This window comes from Roseibium sp. AWQ4_254 (assembly GCF_056161025.1).
The window spans coordinates 1-25755 of sequence record NZ_JBSWYH010000039.1 but is presented as its reverse complement, the minus strand read 5'-3'; the positions used below and the strand labels follow the sequence as shown (position 1 = coordinate 25755).

The window sequence follows — 25755 nt, the reverse complement described above, 5'->3', positions numbered from 1 at the left end:
CGGGGCACATCCCGGCAGCGGCCGGGGCTGCCCGGTTAGCTGTCGATGATTTCCGTTTGGTTGGTCTTGATGTCAAAGCCTTCCAGGTCGCTTCGCGCCAGTGTTCCTGGCGGGCTTTCACCGTAACTGTGCAGGGTAGGATTAAGAACGTTTCAGCCCTATGCCATCCGACGAAACTTCAGCAAAAAACGCCACACCTCAATCTTAGAGACGTGGGGCTTCAGAGCACAACAATCGGATTGTTCGTTTCAAGAAGTGTCACGCGTCCTGCTGCGGCCCGGGCGCCAGGGGAAAGTGACAGGCGACACTTTGGGTTTCTGTGACCGGTTTCAGCTTCGGGCGTTCGCGGTGGCACAGGTCGCTTGCAAAGGGGCATCTGGTCGAGAATTTGCAGCCCTTGGGCGGGTCCAGCGGACTTGGAATTTCGCCCTTCAACGGAACCGGCGCATGCTCGCCACGGTTTTGCGGGTGCGGTATCGCCGACATCAGCGCCCGGGTATAGGGATGTCTGGGCACATGATAGAGAAGACCGGTTTCCCCTGTCTCCACAATCGAGCCCAGATACATCACGGCGACACGGGTCGAAACCTGCCTGACTACGGCCAGATCATGGGCAATGAAAATATAGGTCAGATCGAGACGTTCGCGCAGATCCGAAAACAAGTTGACGATCTGCGCCTGCACTGAAACATCCAGCGCGGACACTGGCTCATCGGCAACAATCAGCTTTGGTTCAACCGCAAGCGCGCGGGCAATACCGATCCGCTGGCGCTGCCCGCCCGAGAACTCATGCGGATAGCGCTCCAGGTGCTCTGTCCTCAAGCCCACAAGATCCATAAGCTCCTGCAGCCTTGCCTCAATACCTGTAGCCGGACGCAACTTGTGTACGTTTAAGACTTCCCCAAGGATGTCCCGGACCTTGCGGCGGGGATTGAGGGAGGCGGACGGGTCCTGGAAGATCATTTGCATGTCCCGCCGGACCGGACGCAAGCGGCCGGGGCTGGCGCTTGAAATATCCGTGTCCCGAAAGACCAGAGTACCGCTGGTGAGGTCGTAAAGGCGGGTCATACAGCGCCCCAGGGTCGACTTGCCGCTGCCGGATTCGCCAACAAGACCAAGGGTCTCCCCCGGATAGACCTCAAGGGACACATCTTCGACCGCATAAAGTGTGCGCCCTGACCCCGGGCGCATGCTCTTTCCAACTGTAAACTGCTTGTTCAAATGGCGGGCCGAGAGAAGAGGCGTTGCAGGGGGTTCAATCATGCCGTTTCATCCGGTGTGAGAATTTTCCGGCGCAAGGTGCCGCGCGTTTCGGTTTGCAGGAAACAAAGTGCAGAATGATCCCCGCCTTCAAGCTTGCGGGACGGGGGGCGTCTGCTGCAGGCCTCGTGGGCAAATTCACATCTTGGGGCAAATCCGCAACCGGCAGGTATCGTTTCAAGTGTTGGCGGCAGGCCGGGCACGGATGGCAACCGCCGGACCCTGGCCTGCAAAGGCGGGATAGAAGCCAGCAGACCCCAGGTATAGGGATGGAGCGGGTCAGAAAAAATCGCGTCCGTGGATCCGCGTTCCACAACGCGCCCGGCATACATCACATTCACCCGGTCGGCGACCTTGGCCACAACGCCCATGTCATGGGTGATCAGGATGATCGCGGAGCCGAAATCCTTGCGCAGGCGCAGCAGCAGCTCCAGCACCTGGGCTTGCACGGTCACATCAAGAGCGGTCGTCGGTTCATCAGCAACCAGAAGGGCCGGATTGCAGGACAGCGCCATCGCAATGACCGCCCGCTGGCGCATACCACCGGACAATTGATGCGGATACCGGCCGGCGGCCTCGCCCGGGTTGGGCAGACCGACTTCCCCCAAGAAGTTCGACAGCCCGCCTGCGAGCCACCGCCTTTGAAACTTTTTCATGCGTTTGGATTTGTTCTGCGATCTGCCAGCCGATCGTATGGACGGGCGTCAGTGCTGTCATGGGGTCCTGCGAAATCAGTCCAATTTCCTTGCCGCGTATCTTGCGCATCTGGCGGTCTGTCATTTCAAGAATACGCTTCCCGCGAAACGATACGGACCCTTCCACAAAGGTGGTTGCCGGGTCGTTTAGCCCAAGAAGCGACAGCAAGGTCACTGATTTTCCCGAGCCGGATTCTCCGACAATTGACAGTATTTCCCCCTCCCGCGCGGTGAAGGAGACATCATCAATGGCTTTCAGCCGTCCATGATCCGTTGCGAAAGATACGGTGAGGCCCTGCACATCCAGCAAGACGGGGTTTTCTGTCTGGTTCATGACGCTCAGGCCTCCCTGACCCGCGGGTCGATAAGGCCATAGATCATGTCGACCACCGTGTTTGTCACCACCACGAAAAACGATGCGTACATGACCGTTGCCAGGATCATCGGCAGATCGAGATTGAGCAGCGCCTGGTAGGTCAGCCTGCCAACACCGTTCAATCCGAACACAACTTCCGTCAACAAGGCCGCACCGCCGACAAGGACGCCTAAATCAAGCCCGAACATGGTGACAAAGGGGATCAGGGATGTGCGCAAGGCATGGCGCAGCATAATGCGCATTGGCCCGAGCCCTTTTGCGCGGGCAGTGCGGATATAATCTTCCTGATAGGCCTCGACCAGATTGGCCCTGAGCACCCGCCCATAGATACCGATATAAAGGGCTGCAAGCGTGAACCAGGGAATAACAAGGGTCTTGAACCATCCCACGGGCTCACTGAGCAGCGGCTTATAGCCAAGCCCAGGTACCCAGGAGAACAGCCATGTGTCGTGAAAGCGGCTTTGCGACACCAGGTTCATCATTTCCCCGAGCCAGAACACCGGCATGGAGACACCAATTAGGGCGAGCACCATCAAGCCTTTGTCGATAAGCGTGTCTTTGGTCATGGCGGCAATGACACCGACAAAAATCGCGCCGGCCACCCACAAAACGGCTGCTCCAAATACGAGCGACAAGGTGACCGGGGCTGCGGAGAGAACCTGTGGAACAACCTTCAGCCCCCGGTTGACAAAAGACGTCAGGTCCTGGGTCACGAACAACCGCTTCATCATGAGCACGTATTGAACTGGCAAGGGTTTGTCGAAGCCGAAATCCTTCCGGATGGCTTCAACGGTTTCCTGGGCAGCGTTGCGGCCCGCAATCCGGGCTGCCGGATCTGCGCCTGGGGTTGCAAAAAAGATCACGAAGACCAGCGCGGAAATGCCAAACATGACGAAAAGCATCTGGGCGAGACGTTGCATCAATCCAAACAGCATTGTGTCCTCCCTCAGCGCATTTTTGTTTTCGGGTCGAGCGCGTCCCGCACGCTGTCCCCCAGAACATTCAGGGCCAGAACGGTGACCACGATGGCGAGCCCCGGCGCAAGAGCCACGACCGGCCGGCTGTAAAGCAGGGTCTGGCCATCCTGAATAATGGTGCCCCAGCTTGCGTCTGGCGCCTGCACCCCGATTGACAGGAATGACAGGGCTGATTCCGTCACGATGTTGAGCGCCATCATCAGCGGGACATAGACAATCAATGTCGTGCTCACATTCGGCAGAATGTCCTTTACAAGAATGCGCCAGCGCGGAATCCCAAGGCCTGTCGCGGCCAGGACAAACTCACTTTTCTTCAAGGACAGCACCCGCCCCCGCACAGGACGGGCAATATAGGGCACGTAGATGATGCCGATAATGCCGATCGGGAGCAGCAGACTGCCAGAGGTTATCTCAAAAGGGCCGATTGCCACGCCTTGCGAAATCAAGACGATGGACAGCGATATGGCCAGCAGATAGACGGGAAACGCCCACAGGATTTCCAGTATCCGCGACAGCACCATATCAGTCACACCGCCCAGAAAACCTGCGCTTATGCCGACCGCTGCTGACAGGACAAGACAGATCAGGGTTGCGCTGCCTGCGATGAGCAGTGAATTGCGCCCGCCATAGAGCAGCCTTGCTGCCACATCGCGGCCCTGGGCATCGGCGCCCAGAAAATATTGCGGTTTGAATGTCGGGCCGATCGGGGTGACGCCCAAACCGAGCCCTTCGGTTGAGGCTTGCATGATTTTTGTCCGCTTGCCGTCGATCATGATCTTGCCGCTCAGATTTGAGCGGAACGGATCCGTTTGCGAAACGTAGCGGGCATAAAGCGGGGCAGACACGCACGATATGATGATGAGGATCAGGATCCAGAAGGCTGTGACTGCCGCCTTGTCCGACCTTAGTAAACGCCAGCCCTTTTGCCACGGGCCTTGCCCGGAAACTGCGGGAACAGGTTCCCTTTCGGACATATTGCTGTCGACCGGTGCACTGGACAAGCTGCATTCCTTATTGTTTTCCGGTGCCACCGCACCGGCTGATCGCATCACCGGCCCGGCAGCGCCGGGCCGGCAAGTTCACTTCTGAGAGCTCTTCACCGGCTCCAATGGGTCACTGGACCCAGGACTGGGAGATGACCCAGCGGAACTGGTTCGAGAAGACAAAGTTCCCGAGCCGCGCCGAGGTGAAGTCAACATTCTTCGGCGTGAACAGCGGCGCCAGCGGGGCCTGTTCCATGAAAGCCTTGTCGATCTTCGCCCACTCGATGTTTGCACCTGCAGGGTCCGTAATCGATTGGGCCATGGCCGCGTGCATTTTCGCATCAAGGTCCTTGTTGCAATACCCGGCGATGTTGATCGAAGAATCGCTGTCTGGCGTAAAGGAGGCGCAGGACAACAGCACATTCAGAAAGTTGGAGGCCGCTGGATAGTCCATGTACCACTGCGACACGCTGATCTGGACATTGTTGCTGGTGTTCTGGATGTAGGTAAACTGGATATTCGGCGAGATGGCTTTCACCGTTGCCTCATAGCCCAGGTCCGCCAGCACACTTTGCAGATAGGTGCCAATGGCGCGCGAGGTGGCATTGTCTTCAGCAATGACAGTGACCTTCTGGCCGACCATCTCCGAAGCCTCTACGAGTTCCTTTGCCTTGTCCATGTCCGGTGCGGACCAGACGGGGCCCGGGTCCTGGGTGTAGAGGCAATTGTCCTCATGCCCGGGAAAATCCGGCGGCAGGATCTGACAGACCGGCTGCGCAAGAACTTCGCCGCCAAACAGTCCAACCAAAGCGTCACGGTCGATGGCGTAGTTGACCGCCTGGCGCACGCGCACGTCGTTGAACGGAGCCAGGTTCGTGTTCATGGGCGCATACCAGAATGCTGCCAGCGGGTTCACATGAACCTGCTTGGCATATTTTGTGCCGAGTTCAGGCAGACGGTCAGATGGCGGAGTGCCGAACATCCAGTCGACCTGGCCGTTCTGGATCGCGTTGACTGCAGCTTCCTCGGTCATTCCGAAACGGTAGACGATCTCATCCGGATAGCCGTCCGGCTGTGCGTCCACACTCCATTCGGTGAATTCCGGATTTCTCTTGATCACCATTTTGTCGTTCGGGTCGTAGCTGGTGATCATGTAGGCGCCCGTGCCTGGAATGGCTTGGGTGCCCGCATCCGTGGCGGGCGTGTCGCCAGGCAGGACGGAAGCATGGGGAACGGCGAGCTTGGCAAAGAACTCCGAATCCGGTGCGACCAGATGGAATGTCACTGTGCCTGCTGCATCATCACCGACAATCCCGCCTTCCAGTGTACAGGATGCGCCGTCTGCAAGGCATTTATCTGCGCCGACAATGTTGTTGTAGAAACTGCCGGAGGTCGGGCTGTTCACCTTGAAAATGCGCTGGAACGAGGCAACCACATCCGTGGCGGACACTTCCTTGCCATTTGAGAATTTGATGCCCTTGCGCAGTTTGAAGACATAAGTCTTGCCGCCATCTTCTGGTTCCGGCAGGGCCTCAGCAAGGTCCGGAACGATCTCAAACCCTTCCTTCCTGTCGGCCTGCTTGAATTTCAGCAAACCATCATAGGTCATTTGAAAGACTTGTCAGAACTGAGCCGTGTAGTTGATCATCGGATCAACGGTCCCGGCTGCCGAAACCGCAGTGAGAACCATGGTTCCCCCGCGGTGTTCGCTCATAAGGTCCGCGCGGGACTGCGCGACGGCACTGTCCGGCAGCACGCTATGGGCAAGCAGGCCGACGACCAGGGCTGTGCTTGCATGGAAAAACGTCCGTTTTGTTAGCTGCAATGTTCCTGTTCCTCTAGAAATGGTTGGTTGGACCGTGCCTTTGCGGCTCTTGTGATTAGGAGGCTTTTTCGTCGAGAAAGGCTGCGGTGACAGACATGCAGGCCTCTCGTTCCTCCACATGCGGCATGTGGCTGGACTCCTCGAAAATGTGCCAGCGGACATCCGGAATTTCGTCTGCGTAAGGTTGAACGCAAGCCTCGGTCGCTTCGTCATAGCGGCCTGAAATCAGGAGAACCGGCACATTGATGCTGTCCAGACGGCCGGCAATCGACCAGTTTTTCATGGTGCCGATCACGTGAAATTCGTTTGGCCCGTTCATCGTGTGATAAACGGTCGGGTCAGCATCTATGGCGTCAAATGTCCGCTTGACCTCTGGCGGCAATGGCACGACCCGGCAGACATGGCGCTCATTGAAGACCTCGGTTGCGTCGGTATATTCTTGCGTCCCCGTTGTTCCGGCGTCTTCGTGCTTTTTGAGAGTGGCCTGAACATCCGCAGGCAGATCCCGCCGCAATCTGTTGGCTTCCGAGATCCAGGTTTTCATCTCAGCAGGGGAATTGGCAATCACCAGGGCCTTCAGGCCGACGGGCCGGTCTACTGAAAATTCCGCCCCCAGCATGCCGCCCCAAGACTGGCCAAGCACACAATAGGCATCGCGCACACCAAGGTGATCGATCAGATTGTGCAGCTCTTTTTTGAAGAAGTCGACTGTCCAGAAATCGGCGCCCTTTTCCGGCAAATGTGTCGACTTGCCATTGCCAATCTGATCGTAATGCACAACCGCTCGTCCGGTTTTGGCAATGTCCTTGTAGCTGTCGACATAGTCATGTGTGCAGCCCGGGCCACCATGAATGACGATCAGGGGCTGCAGGCCCGATTTGAGGTCACCTGTGATCCGGTACCAGGTCTGGTAAGGGCCGTAAGCGGCAAAACCTTCGGAAATGGACACGAACATTCTCCTGTCTTCTTCGCATTCAACCGTTAGTGCGGTCTCGTTTGTCAGCGCTGCAGATTGCGTTTGCGGCTTCTTCCAGGGTCATGCGCCAGTTCATGGCCAGGCCCCTCAAGCGTTTCATGGCGGCAGCCTCATCCGCATCCCCTTCCTCCAGAAGCTTCAGAACCGCGTTAACGACGGCGGGCCGCTGCCGCACACGGTCCTCAAGAGCGCGGATGTCATCTGCCTGGGATCTGGCGTTTTCATACGCATGGGCTGCAATCAGAAGGGCGCTATAGACCCCCGTTGACCCAATAGGCTTCAAAAGATGTGCATTTGAGCCTTGGAAAAGAGCCCACTCGATGCGCCCGGGCGCCTCGCTGCCAATCAGCGCGACCAGGGGCATGGGTGCGTAACCTGCTGGCCAGGGAAACTGGCCGTCATGGCCTCTGTCCGCGTCAAAGAAAACCACATCGGCGCCCGTATCGGCCTCTTCCAGTTGCGGCCAGACCGTGCGGACCTCGATATTCAAAAGCTCCAGTTGCCGCCGCAGCGCTTCAACAGAGGAATGGGGCCGGTGTAAAATCACCGCTCTCCAGCCCGCGATGGTGGGTCTCCCGCGCCGAGTCATTTGATCACCTTCAGCGGGTTTGAGGTCGCTGCCTTGCCTTTTCTGGCCGGCTTGGCAGGCCTTAATGGCGATGCCACAAGGTAAGGATCTGCCTCAATGGCGCCGGGCGCGCTTTGCAGAACTTCAAATCCGCCGGTCCTTTGCGACCGACCCAGATGCGGGCGCAACGTTGCATGCTGTGTCTTGGCATTGACCGAAACAGCTCCAAGCGGCGTCTCGAACTGCCTGGCCTTGACCGCCCCAAGAACCGCCTTGGGCGCATCTGTTGCTGCATCTTCAATGGCCCGGGCCAGAATGGAAACTGCCACATAGGCCGAGACGAGCGGTGACGTAATCACCCGCTGCCCGCCATGGCGGGCAGCCATGAGCGCTTTGAACGCAAGGTTTTCAGACGTCTGCAAACTGTCGAAATAGGTCGAAGCAGTGATATGGCCCTGTCCCGCCTCACCGAGGCCTGCAAAATCGCGCTCTGTCGCATTGCAAGAGATGATCGGGCAGGACGAGGCCGAGAAGCTGTCGTCTTGCTGTCCCAAAGCTCCATAGGCTTTGACAAACGCGGTTAAGGACTGGCCGACGAGGTTGCTCAGGATAAAATCGGGCTTCTTTTCCCGGATTTCCGCAATCAGGTGGTCCGTTTCCAGAGATCCGAGCGGCATGTAGCGGTCCGCAAGAACCTCTCCGCCTGCCGTCTCAAGATATTCGCGGGCAATGCGGCTGTTCTCCCAGCCCCAGATATAGTTGGAGCCAACAAAAACGGGCCTTCGCCCAAAATGCGGCAAAGTATAGTCGAGCAGGGGCAGCAAATGCTGATTTGGGCAGGGGCCCAAATAGACAACATTCGCGCTGGCTTCAAAGCCTTCATAAGGAAACGCATACCACAGGAGGGCATCACGCCTCTCGACCAAAGGAAGCACTTCCTTCCGGCTCCAGGAGGTGATGGTTCCAACGACATGGCGGCAGCCAGCTTCGTTGATGGCCCGTTCCGCCAAAACCGCATACCGCTCCGCCGATCCTCCGGGATCTGCAATCACCGGCTCCAGCCGGAAAGGCAGAGCCGGGTCCGAATTGACTTTTGAGATCGCGGTCATTGCTCCTTCCACGGCCTCTTCCCCGAGCGCCGCATAGGCCCCCGAGGTGGAGTACAGCAAGGAAACCGGAATGATATCGCGTTTCATGGTGTCGGATTTCCGTTCGAACAAGGCGCGAGCCCAAAAACAAAAAAACCCCGACCTGCCCGGGAAGGGCAGAAATCGAGGCTCGCTTGCCGACGGCACTCAAGTGCCAATGTGGGAGCTATCGTAGGATCGTACTATTTTTTGGTCAATAAAAATTTTGCATAAATATTAGACAAGATGCCTTTGGCAGATCTGAATAACAACACGCCGGCAGGCCGCCACCTGGGGTCGGGTATACTTTAAGCAATCTCTGGTTGAGGTTTTGGCTTTCTCAGATCTGTGAGTTCTTCACTCTGAAAACCTGATGTCGCTTCAGGGCGCATCCCGGCAGCGGCCGGGGCTGCCCGGTTAGCTGTCGATGATTTCCGTATCGTCGATCTTGATGTCAAAGCCTTCCAGGCCGACATAGTGGCGCTCCCGGGAGGCCAGGAGGCGGATCGAACTGACGCCGAGATCCTTGAGGATCTGCGCACCGAGGCCGACTTCGCGCCATTGTTCCTGGCGGGCCTGGGCTGATCCATGCTCTTCCGTGTCTGCAGCTTCAAAGTCGGAGCGGGCCCGGCGGGACTGGCGGGCAACACCGACGGAGCCTTCGCGCAGGAACACGATCACGCCCCGGCCGCGTTCGGCAAAGCGGTTCATGATATGGTCAAGCGGCCTTGTGTCGCCGAAGACGTCATCCAGAACCGATTCCAGCTGCAAGCGCACCGGTACGCTGCGCCCGTCCAGAATGTCACCATAGACCACTGCCAGATGGTGCATCTGGTCGTAAGGGGTGGAATAAGTCATGGCATAGGCTGGACCCGCCATGGTTTCGATCGGTTGTTCATTGACCCGCTCCACCATGCGTTCGGTGCGCTGTCGCCAGGCAATCAAATCGGAAACGGAGACCATTTTCAGATCATGTTCGGCGGCGAACTCCGCCACTTGCTGGCCGCGTTTCACGGTGCCGTCATCATTGACCAACTCGCTGATCACACCGACCTCCTCAAGGCCGGACAGGCGGCACAGGTCCACGGCGGCTTCCGTATGGCCCGAGCGCATCATGACGCCGCCTTCCTTGGCGACCAGCGGAAAGATATGGCCCGGGCGCACGAAATCGGCTGCAGCCACATTGGGATTGGCCAGCGCATGCACCGTGGCGCAGCGCTCTTCGGCGGAAATCCCCGTGGTCAGTCCCTGGCGGTAGTCGACTGAAATCGTGAAGGCGGTTGCCAGCGGCGCATCGTTTTCCGCCACCATCGGGTCAAGGCGCAGGCGGCGGGCGTTGTCCACCGTCATCGGGGCACAGATGATGCCGGATGTGTGGCGGACCATGAAGGCCATCTGCTCGGAGGTGATCTTGGAGGCTGCGACGATCAGGTCGCCCTCATTCTCGCGGTCGTCATCATCGGTCACGACCACCATTTCACCACGTTCAAATGCGCGAATTGCCTCAGCGACACGGGCCTGGGACACGGGATGCTCCTTGGTTCTGGACAGTCCGAGAAAGTCATTGGGGGTCACAACACCGTCGGTGGCGACGGCAATCTTGCGGGCCATATCCCGCGACACCCAGACATTCGGGTCGTTGCACAGGGCTGTTACAGAGGCAGGCGACAGATTGGCCCGGCGCGCAAAGGCGCTGCGGCTTTCCCCAGTCTGCAAGAGCCATTGATCCAATCTCATGGCTCCGCATATAAGCCCGTTTGTTTTTGCTCACAAGAGAAAGTTTGAAGAATTTTCAGTGACGCTGAAAGATGCTGCCGGAACTACCCGGCTTTGACGAATTCCACTGCCCGGGAGACAAAGGCCGGGGTCATCCAGCGCTGCTCCAGACCCGCTTGTGCGCACAAACCTTGAAAATCCTCAGTGAGATAGCTCGTGTAATAGGGCTCGTGAAAAAGCTGCGGAAAGACGGAGAGCAGCCCGTCATAGTCCGGCACGTCGCCTGTCTGCAGGCTGTCGACAAAGAGAAACGTGCCGCCTGGTTTCAGCACTCTGGCCACTTCGCCGATCACAAGACGGCGGATCTTGGGCGGCAACTCATGGAACAGGAACACGCAGGAGACCACGTCGAGGCTGTTGTCGGCAAAGGGAAGATTTTCCGCCAACGCAGCAATGAAGCGGGCGCGGCGGGAGCTGATCCGCTCGCGGGCCACCGTCAAATACGGCTCGGACAGATCCAGCCCCGTGCCGGTCAGCCGGGGAAAGGCGGCAAGGGCCGGGCGCAGCAGGCCGCCCGTGCCGCAGGCTACGTCCAGATAGGCGACCTTTCGCTGGTCCTTGCGCTTCAGGATCTGAACAAAGGGCAGCAGGGCCTTGCGGCGCATGGCCGCCGTTGCCCCGGAAAACAGCACATCCACCTGAAAATCATACAGCCGGGCGCTTTCCTCCGACAGCCAGCCATCGGTCTGGAAATGGAAATTCTGACGGTAATAGCGGGGCAGGGCGTCTGCAAACCCGTCCGGATTGTCATTGACCTCCTGATGGGCGCCGGTCGCCCGGCGGCGTGTCACCTCCGGCACATCCTTGAAAAAGGCCCGGCTGGTTTCAAACAGGCCGCGCAGAGTCAAGCGGCCATCGGAGGGCATCGGATAGAGACCGTCTTCCACGGCCTTCAGATCATCGGCAAACAGTTTGAAAATATCGGCCAGCATGCGCCGCTGGCTCGGGACCGGGCCTGAGGGCTCCACCTTGGGAATTTCGGGCAAGTCTTTTTGCAGGCGCCGGTTCATGCGCCGCATGGCTTGCGAATGCAGCGTGTAGAGCGCGACGCGGCTGCCCTGATGCAGCGCATAGCTGGTGCGGCGGGCGACCGTGAGTGCGGGAGGCAGCTTGTGCTGCCTGGATTGCTGCTTTCGTTGCTCGTCCGCCGCCGCCATGGCTCACTCCCTGTTCAAGACCGCCACAACCTCAATATGGGGCGAATATTGGAATTGGTCCACCGGTGTGACGCTTTGAAGCGTGTAGCCGCTACCGGTCAGCAGGGCCAGATCCCGGGCCAGCGTCGCCGGGTTGCAGGAGACGGCCACAACGGTCTTGACTTTGGAGGCCGCCAGCAGCTCAGCCTGGGCCTGGGCGCCCGCGCGCGGGGGATCAAACACCACCGCGTCGAACGGCTCCAGTTCTTCGCGCACCAGGGGCCTGCGGAACAGATCCCGCCGCTCGAAAGTCACTTTCTTGAGGCCCTTGGGCATCCGCAGCGCCTGATCAAAGGCCGCGATTGCGGCCGCATCGCCCTCAACCGCATGCACATTGGCGCTCCGGGCCAGACGAAGCGCAAAGGTGCCGATGCCGGAAAAAAGATCCGCAACGTTCCGAGCCTTGCTAACCCCGTCCAGAACCAGCCGGGAGAGCGTTTCCTCGCCCTCCAGCGTTGCCTGGGTGAAACCGCCGGGGGCCGGTTTGACAGCAGCGCCGCCCATGTCGAGAAGGGGCGGGCGCACTTCCAGAAGCACTTCCCCATTCACCGAAAGACGGGCCAGGTCCAGTTCAACAGCCTTTTGCGATAAAGCCGGGATCTTGCGCTCATAGGCCCGGTCAGCCTTGTCTAGCGCTACGTCGAGACCGGCGGTGGTGGCCAGCACGGTCACGCGCATCTCGCCCTTTTTAGGCATCACCTCGGCGGCCAGGGTCTTCAGGCTTGCAAGGGCTGTCTCAATGGCGGGGGCAAGGGCCTTGCAGCCCGCCGCATCCACCAGCTTGTGACTTGCCCGGCCGTGATAGCCCAGCAGCAGGATTCGTCCGGCGCGCCCGGCTGTGAGCACGGCCCGCCGCCGGCCTCCCCCTGTGGCATCGATCGGTTCGGCGACGGTGGTCTTGATCCCGCCGGTGGCCAGTGCCCGTTGCACAAGGTCCCGTTTCCAGGCCAGATAGGGGGCTTTTGCGTAGTGCTGCATCGAGCAGCTGCCCGATGTTTCGCTGTGGCCGCACACGGGCGCCACCCGGTCAGGGGACGCAGACAAAATAACAGGATCAACAGCCCGGCCGTTGACCACCCTGGCCCGCACGGTTTCTCCGGGAAGGGCTCCGGCCACAAAGACCGGGCCGCTATCGCTCATGGCAATGCCGTCACCGCGATGGCCGAGTTCGGAAATGATCAGGTCTTGGTCTTGCATGGGCGAGCGATAGCGCCAACTGGCGCAAGGAGCAAGCCCTGTGCTTGTCAGGCCCTTGAAAAGCGGGGGGGTGTCAGACGTCCACTTCTACGGTGCCGATCGGATTGGAACAGCAGGCCAGAATATACCCGGCCTCGACATCCTCCTCGCTGATGCCGCCCGAATGGACCATGTGAACCTCGCCGGAGCGCTTTTTGATCTTGCAGGTGCCACAGACCCCGAAGGTGCAGCCGGAAGGGATATTGAGGCCCGCGTCCTTGGCAATGGCCAGAACCGTGTCGGTTTGCGAACACCAGGCCGAAACGCCTGAGTCAGCGAAAACGATCTGGGCGCGTGTGTCTTCCTGGGGCACGACATCATCGAACTCGCTCAGCTCCGCCTTGGTTTCGGCAGGAGCCTGGAAGCTTTCCTGATGATAACGGTCCATGTCGTAGCCGAGTGCGTTCAGGATCTCGCGCACCGCTTCCATGAAGCCCTCCGGGCCGCAGCAGTAAACATCCCGGTCCAGATAGTCATTGCACATCAGACCGAGCATGAGCTGATTGAAATGGCCGCGATAGCCGGTCCACACCTCGTAAGGATCGCTCTGGTTGACGACAAAATGCAGTTGCAGGCCGGTCACCCGGCTGGCCATATATTCCAGCTTCTGCCGGAAGATCAGCTCCACCGGCCGGTTGGCGCATTGAATGAAACAGATATCGGGATCTTCGCCGCGCTCAAACAGGGTCTGGGCCATGGACATCATTGGCGTAACGCCGGACCCGGCCGAGATGAACAGGAATTTGCCGTCCGGCTCGGGCGGCAAGTGAAACAGTCCGGCCGGTCCGAACGCTTTCAGCCGCATGCCCGGAGTCAGATGGTTCAACATCCAGCGGGTGCCGATACTGCCGGGCTGAGCTTTCACCGTCACGGAGATATAGGCGTTGGAGACCGGTGACGAGGAGAGCGTGTAGGTGCGCTGCACATTCCCGCCGGGAACCGGCAGGTCGAGCGTGATGAACTGTCCGGCCTTGTAGACAAAGGTGGCGCCGGATGGCGGGCGGAAGGAGAAGGTTTTCACATCCGGAGCTTCCGGCACCACCATCACGCATTCCAGCAGCTCGCTGTCGCTCCAGACCGGCGTCTCGCGCCCGGGCATCGGTATCATTTGATCACTCCGCCGCCACGCGGAAGCGGCCAATCAGGGCAGCTTCCAGGGTCTTGGAATACCAGTCGATGAACTGGATCACACCGCTCTCCTGGGCCTGTGAATAGGGACCGGGCTCATAAGCGGGCGACTGAATGCCCATCTGGTTTTCCTCCACGATCTGACGGTCTTCGTCATTCGTGTGCATCCACACTTCAGTCAGGCGTGAGAGATCATAGTCTGTTCCTTCAACCGCATCCTTGTGGACCAGCCACGTTGTCGTGACTTCCGTTTCCATCGGGCCGACCGGCAGCACCCGGAAGGTGAGCACCTGATCGGAGAGGAAATGGTTCCATGTGTTGGGATAATGGAAGAACAGGCAGCTGCCGGCATTGTCGAAGGGCACCGAGCCAATCCGTTTGGACACCGCCGCCTTGCCATCCATCGTGTAGCTGACCGCGTCTCCCAGAAACGGAATGCGCACGAGCCGCCACTGGTCATCGGGCGAGAGCAGGAACTTGGACGGCAGCCCAGCGCCTTCGCAGCGGTTGATATGGGCGCTGCCCGTGTTGGACGCGGCTGAATCGTCGGACCCGATCATGCTGGGATCGTCGGGAAAGGTCCGGCACAGGGAGGGGTGCGAGCCGGAGCAGTGATAGCATTCCCGGTTGTTCTCCAGCACCAGCTTCCAATTCCCCTTTTCGACGATGGTCGACTGGTGCGCGACCTTCAGATTGGCAAGGTCATGGGGCCCGAGATAACGGGCGGCCTGCTGTTTGAGTTGACCCATGTCCGGCGCCGTGTCCGCCAGACAGATGAAAATCATTCCGGCAACGGTTTCGCAGTGAACCGGCTTCAGCCCGTGGTTTTCGGCCTTGAAGTCCGGTCCCATGTCCCGGGCAAACAGCAGCTTGCCGTCCAGCTCATAGGTCCATTGGTGATAGGGGCAGACCAGCTTGGGAGAAGCGCCTTTGGCAGCGGCACAAATTCGGCTTCCCCGGTGGCGGCAGGAATTGTGGAAAGATCGGATGGCGCCATCGGCACCGCGCACAATGATGACTGAATAGGTCCCGATCTGAAGCGTGATGTAGGACCCGGTCTTGGGCAGGTCCGCCGTGGGGGCTGCGAAAATCCACTCTTTCTGCCAGATGTTTTTCAGGTCCGCCTGAAACACGTCGCTGTCCGTATAAAAGGCTCGCGGTAGTGAATAGCCTTGCCGGCGCCCCATCAGAAGAGAAAGAATATCCGCGTCGCTATACATCGCCATCCATCCTGATCGCGCCGGTTCCGGCCGGCCGCCCTCCAAAGCGTTTTTTGGCTCGCAAAACTGCCAAGCCGTAGCGCAAAAACGGCATCGGCTTATTCAGGTAAGACACTGCACAAAAATTCCTCAAACCCGTTACCGGCAAAATGAGAAGATGTTGCACCTGTCTCTTGGTTTGCTTCTGAAATGCATGTATTTTCCGCTTTAGAGCCTCGGGCGATCCGTCTGCAGCTTTTGATGTTGGAAAGCAGATCATTCGGCAAGGCGCGCCACGCAGCGCGATGCGGTGTATCGGGCAAGCGGTGCAACGCTGCCGATGGGCTGCTCTCTATCACCGGACGGGCCGGTCCCTTTTGCCCGCTGACATCGTTGGATCGCACTTGGGGTGGCAAGCACCACGGCGCGCAATCCGCCTCCTCAGCAGACAAAGCAGATCCGGTCAAATCGTGCAGACTTATTGCCCTTGGCGCTGGCCGGATTTTTGCCCGTGCAGCAGCCATTCGGCATTGCCATCCCCGCCTTTGACGGGCGAGGGTATAAGCGCCTTAGTAGTCCAGCCGGGCTGAGCCGCGAGCCAGGCCTGCAAGGTGCCCGCCGTTTCCTCAGCAATCTGAGGGTCCACCAGTCCGCCCTTGCCGATCCGGTCCTTGCCAGCTTCAAATTGCGGTTTGACCAGAAAGAGACCGTCCGCGCCGGGGGCGGCGAGATCCAGGGCCGGGGGCAGGGCGAGGGTCAGGGAGATGAAGCTGACATCGGACACAATCAGCGACGGCCGGTCGCCTCCAAGATCTGCAAGGCTCAGGTCACGGGCATTGAGCCCTTCCTGGGCAAACACCGCTGGGTTCTGGCGCAGAGTGGGGTGCAACTGATCATGGCCCACGTCAATGGCATGGATTTTCGCAGCGCCCCGTTCCAGCAGAACCTGAGTGAAGCCGCCGGTGGAGGCACCGATATCGAGGCAGATCCGTCCCGATGGGGCAATGGCAAAGCGGTCAAGGCCCTCGATCAGCTTCAGCGCTGCCCGCGAGACATAGGCGGAGGCAGGGTCCTCAACCTCAATGGAGGCGCCGGGCCCGATCTTCTGGGCGGGTTTGGCGCACGGGCTGCCATTCACCCGGACCGTGCCGCGCAAAATGGCATCCCGCGCCCGGGCCCGGCTGGTAAATTGGCCGGTATCGACAAGATGCTGATCGAGACGTTTGTGGGCCATGGACTGAGTCAGGTGATGCGGGACGGGGCAGAGGGAGGCTTGGTTAGCCGAAACAGCCGGCAAAGCTTGCCAGCAGGCGGTCGGCATAGACGCGTTCGCCCGCATAAAGCCACAGCAGGGCCGCCAGAGCGATCAAACCGGACGCACCGGCTGTCAGACCCATGAAAAGTGGCAGGCGCATCATCTGCTGTCGAACCCTCAGGAGGACACTGTCGAATTGGCGATCAGCCGCCTCAATTTCTCCAGTGCGGTGTCTTCTTCTTCCCCGTAAGCGATGGTGCCGACAAATTTGTTGTCGCCATTCATCAGATAAACGGCAGCAGAATGGTCCATTGTATAGTCGCTGTCGTCAAGGGGCACTTTCTTGGCATAGACCCGGTACGCCTTGATGATGGTATTGATCTGTTCGCGGGTTCCGGTCAGCGGTGTGATGCGTTTGTCAAACGCCCAGACATAGTCCCGCATGACCTCAGGCGTGTCCCGCTCCGGGTCCACGGTGACAAACGCAAAGTTCAGCTTGTCCGCATCGTCGCCGAGGTCGGCAATCCAGCCTTGCAGTTCTGACAGGGTTGTCGGACAGACATCCGGGCAATAGGTGAAGCCAAAGAAGATCACCAGCGGCTTTCCGGCAAATGTTGCTTGCGTTACCGTTTCGCCATTGCCGTTGACAAGTTCAAACGGGCCGCCAATGGCCTCCAGCGGTTTGATCAGCCCGCCGGTGTCCCTGTCCATCGCGGATTGCTGGTAAACGAGGAGCCCGGACACACCGGCAAGGGCGGCGACCGCCGCCCAAGCCATGTACCGGAAGAGTTTCACACCAGACATTGGTTGTCCTCTTCAAAAGGGTCTCAGTTGTGTTTGTGTTCCATATTGCCGTGATCCATGTCGCCATGGTCCATGTCGCTGTGATCCATATGGCCATGATCCATGGATTTCGCGCCCATCTTGGAAACGTCCAGCTCAATGGTGACTGTGCCGGCCTTTGCAAAGGTCAGCGTCACCGGGACATGGGTGCCTTCCTTGAACGGCTCTTTCAGGCCCATGAACATGATGTGCAGACCACCCGGTTTCAGGGTCACGGTCTCGCCGGCCGGAATGGCAATGCCGTCTTTCAGCGGACGCATTTTCATGACGCCATCGACAACGGCCATTTCATGCAGTTCTACCTTGGCAGCCGTGCCGGAGCTCGCAGACACCAGACGGTCGTCCTCGGAGCCAGTGTTGACGATCTCGACAAACCCGCCGCCAGCTTTGGCATTGGGCGGCGTGGCGCGGGTCCAGGAGTGGGTCAGGGTCAAGTCACCGACCGTCACATCATGCGCGGAGGCGGACAGGGGAAGAAGGGCAAGGGTTGCGGCAAGCGCGAAGGATTTGAAAAGGTTCATCGTATTTCCTCGATCTGTAGTAAAGTTTGGGAATGTCAGATCAAGGTGTGTGGCGGGGCCCGGATGGCCTTGGCAAAGCATGAGCGGGACGGCGACAGCTCTTGGACTGTTCTTGCCCCGCCCGTGTTTGCCAGCCGGGACGTTGCCTCATAAAGCAGCGTGGCCGGGGCAAGACAGGCCCCAAGCGCGCAACCATGGGCGCAGACCGGACCGCATTGGCAACTGGCCGGATCATGGGCTGCAAAGGGGGCCTGTTCAGAGCGTTGGCACAAGCTGGCAAGACCGGAGGCCGTCGCCACCTCCGGGGACACGGCCGTGGCCAGAACCAGCAGGCAAATGCGCAGGAAAAACGCAAGCGCCGCCAAAGCCACAAGGGGATGGCGTTCCTGTCGCAGCAGCTGCATCCGGGTCTCAGACAAAACCATAACGGGCTCTTACGCCGCTTGCGCGCTCCTGTCGAGAGGCGAAAGCGCGCAGCGTGTTCCGATGCGCGACTATGAGGCGGATTTCGCTCCGTCCCGGCCGCGCTCACTATCCTCGTCACCATCCTCATTCTGAGGGGCTTCCGCTTCCAAAGGCGCCTCTGTGCCGGTGAGGGGATCGCTCAGGCCTTCCGGGACCATGCCGTGGTTTCCCCCTTCAGCAGCCTCTTCGGGTGCGGACACTGATGTCTCGTCCGTGTCCTCGTCAGAAGTGCTTTCGAAATTATAGATATCGTCCTCATAGGCGGGGAATTCTTCCGGCGGAATCACATATTCCTCAGCTTCCGCATCGAGCGGTTCGGGCGAAATGACGGTGCCGACCTGGGCTGTAGCCGCATATTCGAAGTCGGTCTTCTCGTCGCCGGTCAGGGCATCGTTCGTGATGACGCGGGTCAGGACAAAGCTGGCCATGAGAAGGCTGACCACACTGATCATGACATAGAGGCCCGACGGGCCGAGCTGCCCCATCAGCAGCGAAGCGGCCAGCGGGCCGATGATGGAGCCAATGCCGAAGGACAAGAGCATGCCGGAGGAGGTCTCGACAAAGTCCTCCTGTGCGGTGTGGTCGAAGGCATGGGCGACGGCGACGGCATAAAGCGGCTGGTTGAACATGCCGACCAGAAACGCGCTCAAAAGGGCGATCTCAAAATGTGTTGGCGAAAAGGTTACGATGGTGAGTGAGGCGGCGGCTGTGGCAATGCCCAGCCCGACCAGAACGAGGCGCCGGTCTATGCGGTCGGACAGCCGCCCGACGGGCCATTGGGATATCATGCCACCTGCGATGATGGCGGCGGCATAATAGGCCGACTGGTTGGTGGACAGCCCGATCTGTGACCCGTAAAGCGGTGACAGGGTGAACACCGCGCCCTGGGAGACGCCGATTAGCAGGATGCCGACAAAAGCCGCAGGGGAATTCTTGTAGAGCTGCACCGGCCGGAACCGGACCAGGGTAATGGGAGCGGGCTGGGTGGCGGTTGTCAGCGACACTGGCATCACCGCAAGGCTGAGGGCAACGGAGGCAACCGCAAAGGGCACAAAGTCGGAAATGCCCATGCTGGCGACGGAGACTTGCCCGAGAACAAGAGCGCCAAAGACGATCACGATATAGACGGACATGATCGTGCCCCGGTTCTCGTTAGTCGCGCTTTCGTTGAGCCAGCTTTCCACGATCATGTAGAACCCGGCAAGGCTGAAGCCGGAAATCACGCGGATGATGAACCAGGCATAGGGATCGATGAAGACCGGATGCAGGATCGCGGCGCCTGACATGAGGGAGACGAGCGCGGCAAAGGTGCGGATATGTCCGGCCCGCATGATCAGCAGCGGTGCGCCCAGGCAGCCCAGCACCAGCCCGACAAAATAGGCCGAAGAAATCGTGCCGATCTCGAAATCCGAAAAATAGAACCTGTCAGCGGCCAGCGGCAGCAGGGTTGTCTGCAGCCCATGCCCGAAAATGAGCAGGGCGACGGACAGAAGAAGCGCGGATACGGAAACGAGTGCCTGAGCCATGATTGCCTCACACGGAAAGCCCAAAAACAAATGCGCCGGTTGCAGCCGACGCATTCTTACCAAAGTCAGAGCATCGTGCCTTCTCAAAAAGGCCACGATTCTTTGACCTGGACGGTTCCGGGCAGCCTTTTCAGGGAAGCCGTTCTGTGTCAATCAGGATTTCCAGCATGACGCATTTGGACTGCCGGATGTCGATTTCGTTTGCGCTCAGAGCCGTTTACGCCCGCTGCGGGGCGCTGAGGCTCTCACTGCCCAGAGCGGTGAATACAGTCTTCAAAATGCCGTCGCAATTCAGTCCGGCACCCGCATACATGGCCTGCGGCTTGTCCTGATCGATATAGGTGTCGGGCAGGGCAAGCGTGCGCACCTTCAATCCGGCGTCCAGAAGCCCTTCAGAGGCGAGGGCGGTGAGCACATGGCTGCCGAATCCGCCTGCGGAGCCCTCTTCAATGGTCACCAGGACCTCGTGCTCGCGCGCCAGCCGGCGGATCAGATCCAGATCGAGAGGTTTGGCGAAACGGGCATCGGCAACGGTGGTCGGCAGGCCTGCGGCATCAAGCTCATCGGCGGCTGCCAGGCACTCGCCCATGCGCCCGCCGAAGCTCAGAAGGGCAACCTTGGTGCCCTCGCGGCGGATAACGCCCTTGCCGATCTCCAGAACGCTGCCGCGTTCGGGCATGTCGAGCCCGACCCCTTCCCCACGGGGATAGCGGAAGGAAATCGGTCCCTGATCATAGGCAACAGCGGTCGCTACCATGTGGCGCAGCTCAACCTCGTCTGCGGCGGCCATCACGACAAAGCCGGGCAGGCAGGACAGAAAGGCCGTGTCAAAGGCCCCTGCATGGGTCGGCCCGTCCGCCCCGACGAGACCCGCCCGGTCGATCGGGAAGCGCACGGGCAGGCCCTGAATGGCCACATCATGAATGACCTGGTCATAGGCCCGCTGCAGGAAGGTGGAATAGATGGCCGCAAAGGGCTTGAAGCCTTCCGTCGCCATCCCGGCGGCGAAGGTCACCGCATGCTGTTCGGCAATGCCGACATCATAGGTGCGCTCCGGAAAAGCTTCGCCGAAGAGATTGAGGCCCGTCCCGTCCGGCATGGCCGCCGTGATCGCCACGACCTTGTCGTCGTTTTCCGCTTCCTTGATCAGGGAGGTTGCGAAGACATTGGTGTAGCTGGGGGCGTTGGCTTTGGGTTTGGACTGCTTGCCGGTAATGACGTCGAATTTTGCTACGCCATGATACTTGTCTTTGGCGCCTTCCGCTGGGGCATAGCCTTTGCCCTTCTGGGTGACGGCATGGATCAGAACCGGACCTTGATGGGTGTCCCGGACATTTTTCAAAACGGGCAGCAGGTGTTCCAGATTATGGCCGTCCACCGGCCCGACATAATAAAAACCAAGTTCCTCGAACATGGTGCCGCCGGTCCAGAACCCCCGGGCATATTCCTCCGCACGCGCGGCTTTTTCAAAAACCGGCTTTGGCAGGTTCTTGACGATGTTCTTCGCAGCGTCCCGGAAGGTCTTATAGGTCGGGCCGGAGACCAGCTTGGCCAGATACGCGGACATGGCCCCAACAGGCGGGGCGATGGACATGTCATTGTCGTTCAAGATGACAATCAGCCGGGAGCCGAGATGGCCCGCATTGTTCATGGCTTCATAGGCCATGCCTGCCGACATGGCGCCGTCTCCGATCACCGCGATGACATTGTTGTCGCCACCCTGCAGGTCCCGGGCCGCCGCCATGCCGAGGCCTGCGGAAATCGAGGTGGAGGAATGGGCAGCCCCGAAGGGGTCGTAAATGCTTTCGGCCCGTTTGGTGAAGCCGGACAGGCCATTGCCCTGGCGCAGGGTGCGGATGCGGTCCCGCCGTTCGGTCAGGATCTTGTGCGGATAACACTGGTGGCCGACATCCCAGATGATCCGGTCATCGGGTGTGTTGAACACATAGTGGAGCGCGACGGTCAGTTCCACGACCCCCAGGCCGGCCCCCAAATGGCCGCCGGTGACGGAGACGGCATCGACCATTTCCGTGCGAAGCTCGTCGGCGAGCTGCTGCAGCTCTGTTTCTTCCAGCACGCGCAGGTCTTTAGGGGATGTGACCTTGTCGAGGAGAGGGGTATCGGGTTTTGAAGACACTCTGTCGCAGGCTCCACGATTATAAAACTGGCGGGCAGGCATACACCAACCCTTTATAGGGCGCAAATACTGTTGCAGAAATGCGCCAAAGTGTTGCGCCACGCTTGCTGACGCACAGGAGGCGGAGGTCTTCCTACCATGCAGACCGTTCACGTGACGTGCAGATCCGATGCATTTTTGTGCTATTGGGTGTTTTTACAGGCAATCACCCTTTTGGGTGATGCGTCGGCGTCATAACTGGCCTAAAGGTCTAGTTGTGGTCGATGGGGCCACGTGCACAGTGATCAACTTGGGGTCGCGGTTTCGCGACCCTTTTTTTATACGAAGTTTTCCCGAAAAAACGCCGCTAAATTCGAAGAACCGATACGGAATGTCTGGGGTTCAGGGGTTCTGAACGGGAGCTGACGGCAGTCCGCGTTAAAACAGTCCGGACAATTCATGAACAAGTCGTGCCAGCTGAAGTTGTGTGCGCGCGCCGGTCTTGTCGAAGATCCGGCGCAGATGGGTCTTTGCAGTGTTCCGGGTAATCTCGAGCTGCTCAACCGTATCGTTCAGAGTGCCGGTCATGGCCAGATGCCGGGCGAGATGGGCTTCCGACTGGGACAGGTCATAGCGGTCCTGAAGCACTTTCTCGACATGTTCTGGTGTGCCGGGAGGCTGAAAAACCCCCACCATCAGCCAGGGGGGCATGCTCTGGCCCCTGGGAGACGGTGCCACCGTGGCAACGGTAACCCGTTTTAGGCTCTCTTCCGGGTCTTCAATGAATATGGAGGTTTCCGGCCCAATAAAGGTAGGGGCCTCTGCCGTGTCTGTTCCGGGCTCAGCGGCTGGCCTGGCCTGAAAGTGTTTGAGTGTGTCCTGAATGGCGGTGTCGAGCTGCTTGTTCTTCACCACCAGCAGGCCGTCCCGGGCATCAGCAGCCCCTGTCGACAGCAGAGCGTCGAGCCCGTTTGCCGTGTGTCCGAGAATAGCTCTGTCCGGAGTAATCAGAACAGCGCAGCAGGACATGAAGGAAATCAGCAAGCGCTGGATGCTGTTGTTGTCCCGCTCACGCTCCATCTGCAGAAAAATATCGAGGCCGGGAGCGAGGGCGGCCAGAAGTTTTCGGAATGTTTCATTCGCAAGCGGAACGTTAAGCGTCTCCGTGGTGGCTTGCGTAAACACGCACCCGAACAGGAACGTGCTGCTCGCCGTGCGCTTGAGCGGCGCGACGATGGCTGGAAGACTATCGCGCTTGCCAGGGGTGTTCAGAGTCGTACCGGCAAGTCCTGGCCAGTCTCCCGGCAAAGCCCGGAAACTGGCAGCCAAGAGCGGGGCATCGTTCAGCAGGAACCGGAGCGTGCCTTCACCGCCTCCAAGGTTTGGATGGGTCAGAAGCTGACTAAAAGAGACTGGTGTCTCCTCAGCACCAAATTCGCGAACCGGGGTGCCGCCGCTGTCAAACTCGGAAAGAAAAGGTTTGCAAGGGAGACTATCTGCAATCCACTGCAGTATCGCGTTCCAGCCATCAGCTTGAGGCGAGCTTTTCAATACACGTATAAGTAGATTTACTTCGTCCGTTTGGTTGAGTAGCGGCATTCTCTATTGGGTCTATTAAAGATTACATTAAATTTCCTTCGAATTTCGATCATGACTATCAACTCGCTTTTAAAATATCAATAGTACTTTTAACAGGGGGGAAACGTGCAGGGGTGGAGTGTGTTCTTTTGAGCGCACAAGGACAGGTCTTCCGGCTTTCTCGGGGCATTGCCTGATCGGGCACAAACAAGGACATGCGTCCGAATTGCAGCCGGGCACATTCTTGGTTTTCATCTTGAAAAGAGAGCGCGCTGCGGTCCAGGAGAGCCAATCTGTTTTGTCTTTTGCGTTGAAATCTTAGATTTCACACAGCGAAAGGAAAACCCGTTGAAGCGCCGGCTGGTAAAAAGAGAAGTTGCAGATCAGACACTGCGCACAGGGGCCTATTGCGGGTCAAGCTCGGTTGTACCGGCCGCTTCACCGGACTGTCCGAGCTGGATCTTTTCCACTTTTGCCTCGGCCGACTTCAACAGCATATCGCAATGTTTACGCAAGGCATCGCCGCGCTCATACATGTCGATGCTGCGCTCAAGGGGAACGTTACCCTGTTCCAGTTCCCGGACAATCGTCTCCAGTTGCTTCAGAGCGTCTTCGAAGGAAAGCCCGGAAATGTCGTTCGACGCATCGCTCATGGAAAAGGTCCCTGTCTGAAGCCGGACACACCTGTGCCGGGAAGTGTTCCCTAACTTGCGGGCCGTGCGCCATTCGTCAAGGCATGCGCGCGCAGAAAAGGAAGATGATCCCCGGCGTTTTTAACAACTCAGTGTCAGCCGGTCATCAGGGTCATCACATGGGCGGCGGTCGACCGGGCAAGTCCCTCCAGGTCGTAGCCGCCTTCCAGCACCGAGACCAGATTGCCATTGCTGTGCTTGTCCGCCACATCCATCAGGGCGCGGGTGGCCCAGGCGAAATCGGCTTCCAGAAGGTTGAGGCCTCCCAGGGGATCACGGGCATGGGCGTCGAAGCCGGCGGAAATGATCACGAGTTCCGGTGTGAACTCTTCAAGGCGCGGCAGCAACGCAACCTCAAAGGCTTCCTTGAACACCAGCCCGTCATCGCCCGGCGCCAGTGGCACATTGACAATCGTATTGGCGTCACCGGTCTCGGAAGCGGCGCCGGAGCCCGGATAAAGGGGCATCTGGTGGGTAGAGCAATACATCACGCTCGGGTCGTCCCAGAAGATGTCCTGGGTGCCGTTGCCATGATGGACATCAAAATCGACAATGGCCACCCGGCCTATGCCGTGTTTGGCCTGGGCGTAGCGGGCGGCAATGGCCACATTGTTGAAAAAACAGAAGCCCATGGCCCGGTCTTTTTCAGCGTGGTGCCCGGGGGGGCGGGAGGCGGAAAAGGCGTTGTTGACCTTCTTTTCCAGAACCTCGTCCACGCCGCGGCAGGCGCCTCCTGCGCCTCTGAGAGCCGCTTCCCAGGTGCCCGGCGACATGGTCGTGTCCGCATCAACCCGCGTCACGCCTTCTTCCGGAGCCAGCCGGTGCAACTGGTCGACATAGCTCATCGGGTGGGCGCGGGCGATGTCTTCCAGGGCCGCAATGGGGGCAATGTCCCGCGCAACAGACTGGAACTTTTCATGCTCCAGAATGCGGTCGATGGCCCGAAGGCGGTCGGGCCGCTCAGGATGACCAAGCGGTGTCAGATGGTCGAGATAGGTCGGGTGGTGCAATAGGAGCGTGGACACGGGGCGTTTCCGGAAGGTTTTGTCGTTGTAGGATTATAAAATAGTATCTGAGCGTCCGGCAGCCGTCCTGTCAATTGATGATAGGTCCAATCGTTATGGGATATGTCCGGGGGCTTGGAGCCTACCGTGCAGAATTGGGTTGCCCTCTTGCTGTCTGACGTCAGGGATTTGCGCGTAAATGCAGAACCTGATTGGCCTTTCGGAAACCGAACGGGCACCAGACCGACCAGTGATGCACGTCTGGCCCGATACCCCGTATCGACCTGCGACGCACTCCTGGCCGAAGACCCTCAAAGCGCGGTCAAATAGCTCATCATCAATTGCGCTTGGTTGTCTAATTCCGGCCTCACAGTCAAGTCCCAAGCCCTGTTGCCTCCTCACCAGGTCCACGGTTGTCTTCGAAGTCGCTGCC

Annotated in this window: 25 protein-coding genes; all 25 read right to left on the bottom strand. The window is 59.2% G+C overall.

Going from position 1 to position 25755, the window contains the following annotated elements:
* Positions 1–258: 258 nt before the first annotated feature.
* The 25 genes from ACXAIC_RS22325 to ACXAIC_RS22205 all read right to left on the bottom strand — a co-directional run bounded on the left by ACXAIC_RS22325 (position 259) and on the right by ACXAIC_RS22205 (position 25343).
* The gene (locus ACXAIC_RS22325; RefSeq protein WP_475185887.1) at positions 259–1191 is read right to left on the bottom strand and encodes an ABC transporter ATP-binding protein; all 933 of its coding nucleotides are present in this window, start codon (positions 1189–1191) and stop codon (positions 259–261) included.
* A gap of 68 nt (positions 1192–1259) precedes the next feature.
* On the bottom strand, positions 1260–1853 hold the full coding sequence (locus ACXAIC_RS22320; protein WP_475185947.1) for an ABC transporter ATP-binding protein: 594 nt from the start codon (positions 1851–1853) through the stop codon (positions 1260–1262).
* Positions 1738–2289 carry an ATP-binding cassette domain-containing protein gene (locus ACXAIC_RS22315; protein WP_475185884.1) on the bottom strand — a complete coding sequence of 184 codons (552 nt, stop codon included), beginning with the start codon at positions 2287–2289 and terminating at the stop codon, positions 1738–1740. The genes ACXAIC_RS22320 and ACXAIC_RS22315 overlap by 116 nt, the downstream gene beginning before the upstream one ends.
* Positions 2290–2294: 5 nt before the next feature.
* Entirely contained in the window at positions 2295–3266 is a 972-nt protein-coding gene (locus ACXAIC_RS22310; RefSeq protein WP_475185882.1) for an ABC transporter permease, read from the bottom strand.
* 11 nt (positions 3267–3277) lie between these two features.
* Positions 3278–4309, bottom strand: a complete 1032-nt coding sequence (locus ACXAIC_RS22305) for an ABC transporter permease (RefSeq protein ID WP_475185879.1) — start codon at positions 4307–4309, stop codon at positions 3278–3280.
* A 112-nt stretch (positions 4310–4421) separates the two neighbouring features.
* Positions 4422–5900, bottom strand: coding sequence for an ABC transporter substrate-binding protein (locus ACXAIC_RS22300; protein ID WP_475185876.1), 1479 nt, complete (start codon positions 5898–5900; stop codon positions 4422–4424).
* 12 nt (positions 5901–5912) lie between these two features.
* Positions 5913–6116: a hypothetical protein gene (locus ACXAIC_RS22295; RefSeq protein WP_475185872.1), complete on the bottom strand. Its 204-nt coding sequence runs from the start codon at positions 6114–6116 to the stop codon at positions 5913–5915.
* 55 nt (positions 6117–6171) lie between these two features.
* On the bottom strand, positions 6172–7065 hold the full coding sequence (locus ACXAIC_RS22290) for a proline iminopeptidase-family hydrolase (protein WP_475185870.1): 894 nt from the start codon (positions 7063–7065) through the stop codon (positions 6172–6174).
* A 25-nt stretch (positions 7066–7090) separates the two neighbouring features.
* Complete coding sequence (locus tag ACXAIC_RS22285) at positions 7091–7639, bottom strand: ANTAR domain-containing response regulator (RefSeq protein WP_475185866.1); 549 nt, start codon at positions 7637–7639, stop codon at positions 7091–7093.
* Between the two features lie 38 nt (positions 7640–7677).
* The gene (locus ACXAIC_RS22280) at positions 7678–8856 is read right to left on the bottom strand and encodes a transporter substrate-binding domain-containing protein (protein WP_475185861.1); all 1179 of its coding nucleotides are present in this window, start codon (positions 8854–8856) and stop codon (positions 7678–7680) included.
* A 348-nt stretch (positions 8857–9204) separates the two neighbouring features.
* Positions 9205–10524: a 3,4-dihydroxy-2-butanone-4-phosphate synthase gene (ribB, locus tag ACXAIC_RS22275; protein WP_475185856.1), complete on the bottom strand. Its 1320-nt coding sequence runs from the start codon at positions 10522–10524 to the stop codon at positions 9205–9207.
* A gap of 83 nt (positions 10525–10607) precedes the next feature.
* Positions 10608–11720: a class I SAM-dependent methyltransferase gene (locus ACXAIC_RS22270; RefSeq protein WP_475185855.1), complete on the bottom strand. Its 1113-nt coding sequence runs from the start codon at positions 11718–11720 to the stop codon at positions 10608–10610.
* Positions 11721–11723: 3 nt separating this feature from the next.
* On the bottom strand, positions 11724–12956 hold the full coding sequence (locus ACXAIC_RS22265) for a class I SAM-dependent RNA methyltransferase (protein WP_475185852.1): 1233 nt from the start codon (positions 12954–12956) through the stop codon (positions 11724–11726).
* Positions 12957–13029: 73 nt separating this feature from the next.
* Entirely contained in the window at positions 13030–14103 is a 1074-nt protein-coding gene (locus ACXAIC_RS22260; RefSeq protein ID WP_475185848.1) for an FAD-binding oxidoreductase, read from the bottom strand.
* Between the two features lie 4 nt (positions 14104–14107).
* Positions 14108–15343 (bottom strand): aromatic ring-hydroxylating oxygenase subunit alpha, encoded by a 1236-nt coding sequence (locus tag ACXAIC_RS22255; RefSeq protein ID WP_475185844.1) that lies wholly within the window; start codon positions 15341–15343, stop codon positions 14108–14110.
* A gap of 457 nt (positions 15344–15800) precedes the next feature.
* Positions 15801–16556, bottom strand: a complete 756-nt coding sequence (locus tag ACXAIC_RS22250) for a TlyA family RNA methyltransferase (protein ID WP_475185840.1) — start codon at positions 16554–16556, stop codon at positions 15801–15803.
* Positions 16557–16599: 43 nt separating this feature from the next.
* The gene (locus tag ACXAIC_RS22245; protein ID WP_475185837.1) at positions 16600–16737 is read right to left on the bottom strand and encodes a hypothetical protein; all 138 of its coding nucleotides are present in this window, start codon (positions 16735–16737) and stop codon (positions 16600–16602) included.
* Positions 16738–16754: 17 nt separating this feature from the next.
* The gene (locus tag ACXAIC_RS22240) at positions 16755–17381 is read right to left on the bottom strand and encodes an SCO family protein (protein ID WP_475185836.1); all 627 of its coding nucleotides are present in this window, start codon (positions 17379–17381) and stop codon (positions 16755–16757) included.
* A 23-nt stretch (positions 17382–17404) separates the two neighbouring features.
* A complete protein-coding gene (locus ACXAIC_RS22235) occupies positions 17405–17941 on the bottom strand; it encodes a copper chaperone PCu(A)C (protein ID WP_475185834.1) in 537 nt (178 codons plus the stop codon).
* A gap of 35 nt (positions 17942–17976) precedes the next feature.
* Positions 17977–18366 (bottom strand): hypothetical protein, encoded by a 390-nt coding sequence (locus ACXAIC_RS22230; RefSeq protein WP_475185831.1) that lies wholly within the window; start codon positions 18364–18366, stop codon positions 17977–17979.
* A gap of 69 nt (positions 18367–18435) precedes the next feature.
* Positions 18436–19932: an MFS transporter gene (locus tag ACXAIC_RS22225; RefSeq protein WP_475185827.1), complete on the bottom strand. Its 1497-nt coding sequence runs from the start codon at positions 19930–19932 to the stop codon at positions 18436–18438.
* A 217-nt stretch (positions 19933–20149) separates the two neighbouring features.
* On the bottom strand, positions 20150–22111 hold the full coding sequence (gene dxs, locus ACXAIC_RS22220) for a 1-deoxy-D-xylulose-5-phosphate synthase (protein WP_475185823.1): 1962 nt from the start codon (positions 22109–22111) through the stop codon (positions 20150–20152).
* Between the two features lie 375 nt (positions 22112–22486).
* Positions 22487–23377: a helix-turn-helix transcriptional regulator gene (locus tag ACXAIC_RS22215; RefSeq protein ID WP_475185818.1), complete on the bottom strand. Its 891-nt coding sequence runs from the start codon at positions 23375–23377 to the stop codon at positions 22487–22489.
* Between the two features lie 653 nt (positions 23378–24030).
* Positions 24031–24279 carry an exodeoxyribonuclease VII small subunit gene (locus ACXAIC_RS22210; protein WP_475185814.1) on the bottom strand — a complete coding sequence of 83 codons (249 nt, stop codon included), beginning with the start codon at positions 24277–24279 and terminating at the stop codon, positions 24031–24033.
* A gap of 134 nt (positions 24280–24413) precedes the next feature.
* Positions 24414–25343 (bottom strand): histone deacetylase family protein, encoded by a 930-nt coding sequence (locus ACXAIC_RS22205; protein ID WP_475185810.1) that lies wholly within the window; start codon positions 25341–25343, stop codon positions 24414–24416.
* Between the last annotated feature and the right edge of the window lie 412 nt (positions 25344–25755).

Excerpts from the sequence above, each read along its gene's own strand:
- ACXAIC_RS22230 (WP_475185831.1), bottom strand. The coding sequence starts at position 18,366 with ATGGTTTTGTCTGAGACCCGGATGCAGCTGCTGCGACAGGAACGCCAT.
- ACXAIC_RS22265 (WP_475185852.1), bottom strand. The coding sequence starts at position 12,956 with ATGCAAGACCAAGACCTGATCATTTCCGAACTCGGCCATCGCGGTGAC.
- ACXAIC_RS22210 (WP_475185814.1), bottom strand. The coding sequence starts at position 24,279 with ATGAGCGATGCGTCGAACGACATTTCCGGGCTTTCCTTCGAAGACGCT.
- ACXAIC_RS22250 (WP_475185840.1), bottom strand. The coding sequence starts at position 16,556 with ATGGCCCACAAACGTCTCGATCAGCATCTTGTCGATACCGGCCAATTT.
- ACXAIC_RS22225 (WP_475185827.1), bottom strand. The coding sequence starts at position 19,932 with ATGGCTCAGGCACTCGTTTCCGTATCCGCGCTTCTTCTGTCCGTCGCC.
- ACXAIC_RS22315 (WP_475185884.1), bottom strand. The coding sequence starts at position 2,289 with ATGAACCAGACAGAAAACCCCGTCTTGCTGGATGTGCAGGGCCTCACC.
- ACXAIC_RS22325 (WP_475185887.1), bottom strand. The coding sequence starts at position 1,191 with ATGCGCCCGGGGTCAGGGCGCACACTTTATGCGGTCGAAGATGTGTCC.
- ACXAIC_RS22260 (WP_475185848.1), bottom strand. The coding sequence starts at position 14,103 with ATGATACCGATGCCCGGGCGCGAGACGCCGGTCTGGAGCGACAGCGAG.
- ACXAIC_RS22240 (WP_475185836.1), bottom strand. The coding sequence starts at position 17,381 with ATGTCTGGTGTGAAACTCTTCCGGTACATGGCTTGGGCGGCGGTCGCC.
- ACXAIC_RS22300 (WP_475185876.1), bottom strand. The coding sequence starts at position 5,900 with ATGACCTATGATGGTTTGCTGAAATTCAAGCAGGCCGACAGGAAGGAA.
- ribB (WP_475185856.1), bottom strand. The coding sequence starts at position 10,524 with ATGAGATTGGATCAATGGCTCTTGCAGACTGGGGAAAGCCGCAGCGCC.
- ACXAIC_RS22255 (WP_475185844.1), bottom strand. The coding sequence starts at position 15,343 with ATGTATAGCGACGCGGATATTCTTTCTCTTCTGATGGGGCGCCGGCAA.
- ACXAIC_RS22245 (WP_475185837.1), bottom strand. The coding sequence starts at position 16,737 with ATGCGCCTGCCACTTTTCATGGGTCTGACAGCCGGTGCGTCCGGTTTG.
- ACXAIC_RS22270 (WP_475185855.1), bottom strand. The coding sequence starts at position 11,720 with ATGGCGGCGGCGGACGAGCAACGAAAGCAGCAATCCAGGCAGCACAAG.
- ACXAIC_RS22310 (WP_475185882.1), bottom strand. The coding sequence starts at position 3,266 with ATGCTGTTTGGATTGATGCAACGTCTCGCCCAGATGCTTTTCGTCATG.
- ACXAIC_RS22235 (WP_475185834.1), bottom strand. The coding sequence starts at position 17,941 with ATGAACCTTTTCAAATCCTTCGCGCTTGCCGCAACCCTTGCCCTTCTT.
- ACXAIC_RS22280 (WP_475185861.1), bottom strand. The coding sequence starts at position 8,856 with ATGAAACGCGATATCATTCCGGTTTCCTTGCTGTACTCCACCTCGGGG.
- dxs (WP_475185823.1), bottom strand. The coding sequence starts at position 22,111 with ATGCCTGCCCGCCAGTTTTATAATCGTGGAGCCTGCGACAGAGTGTCT.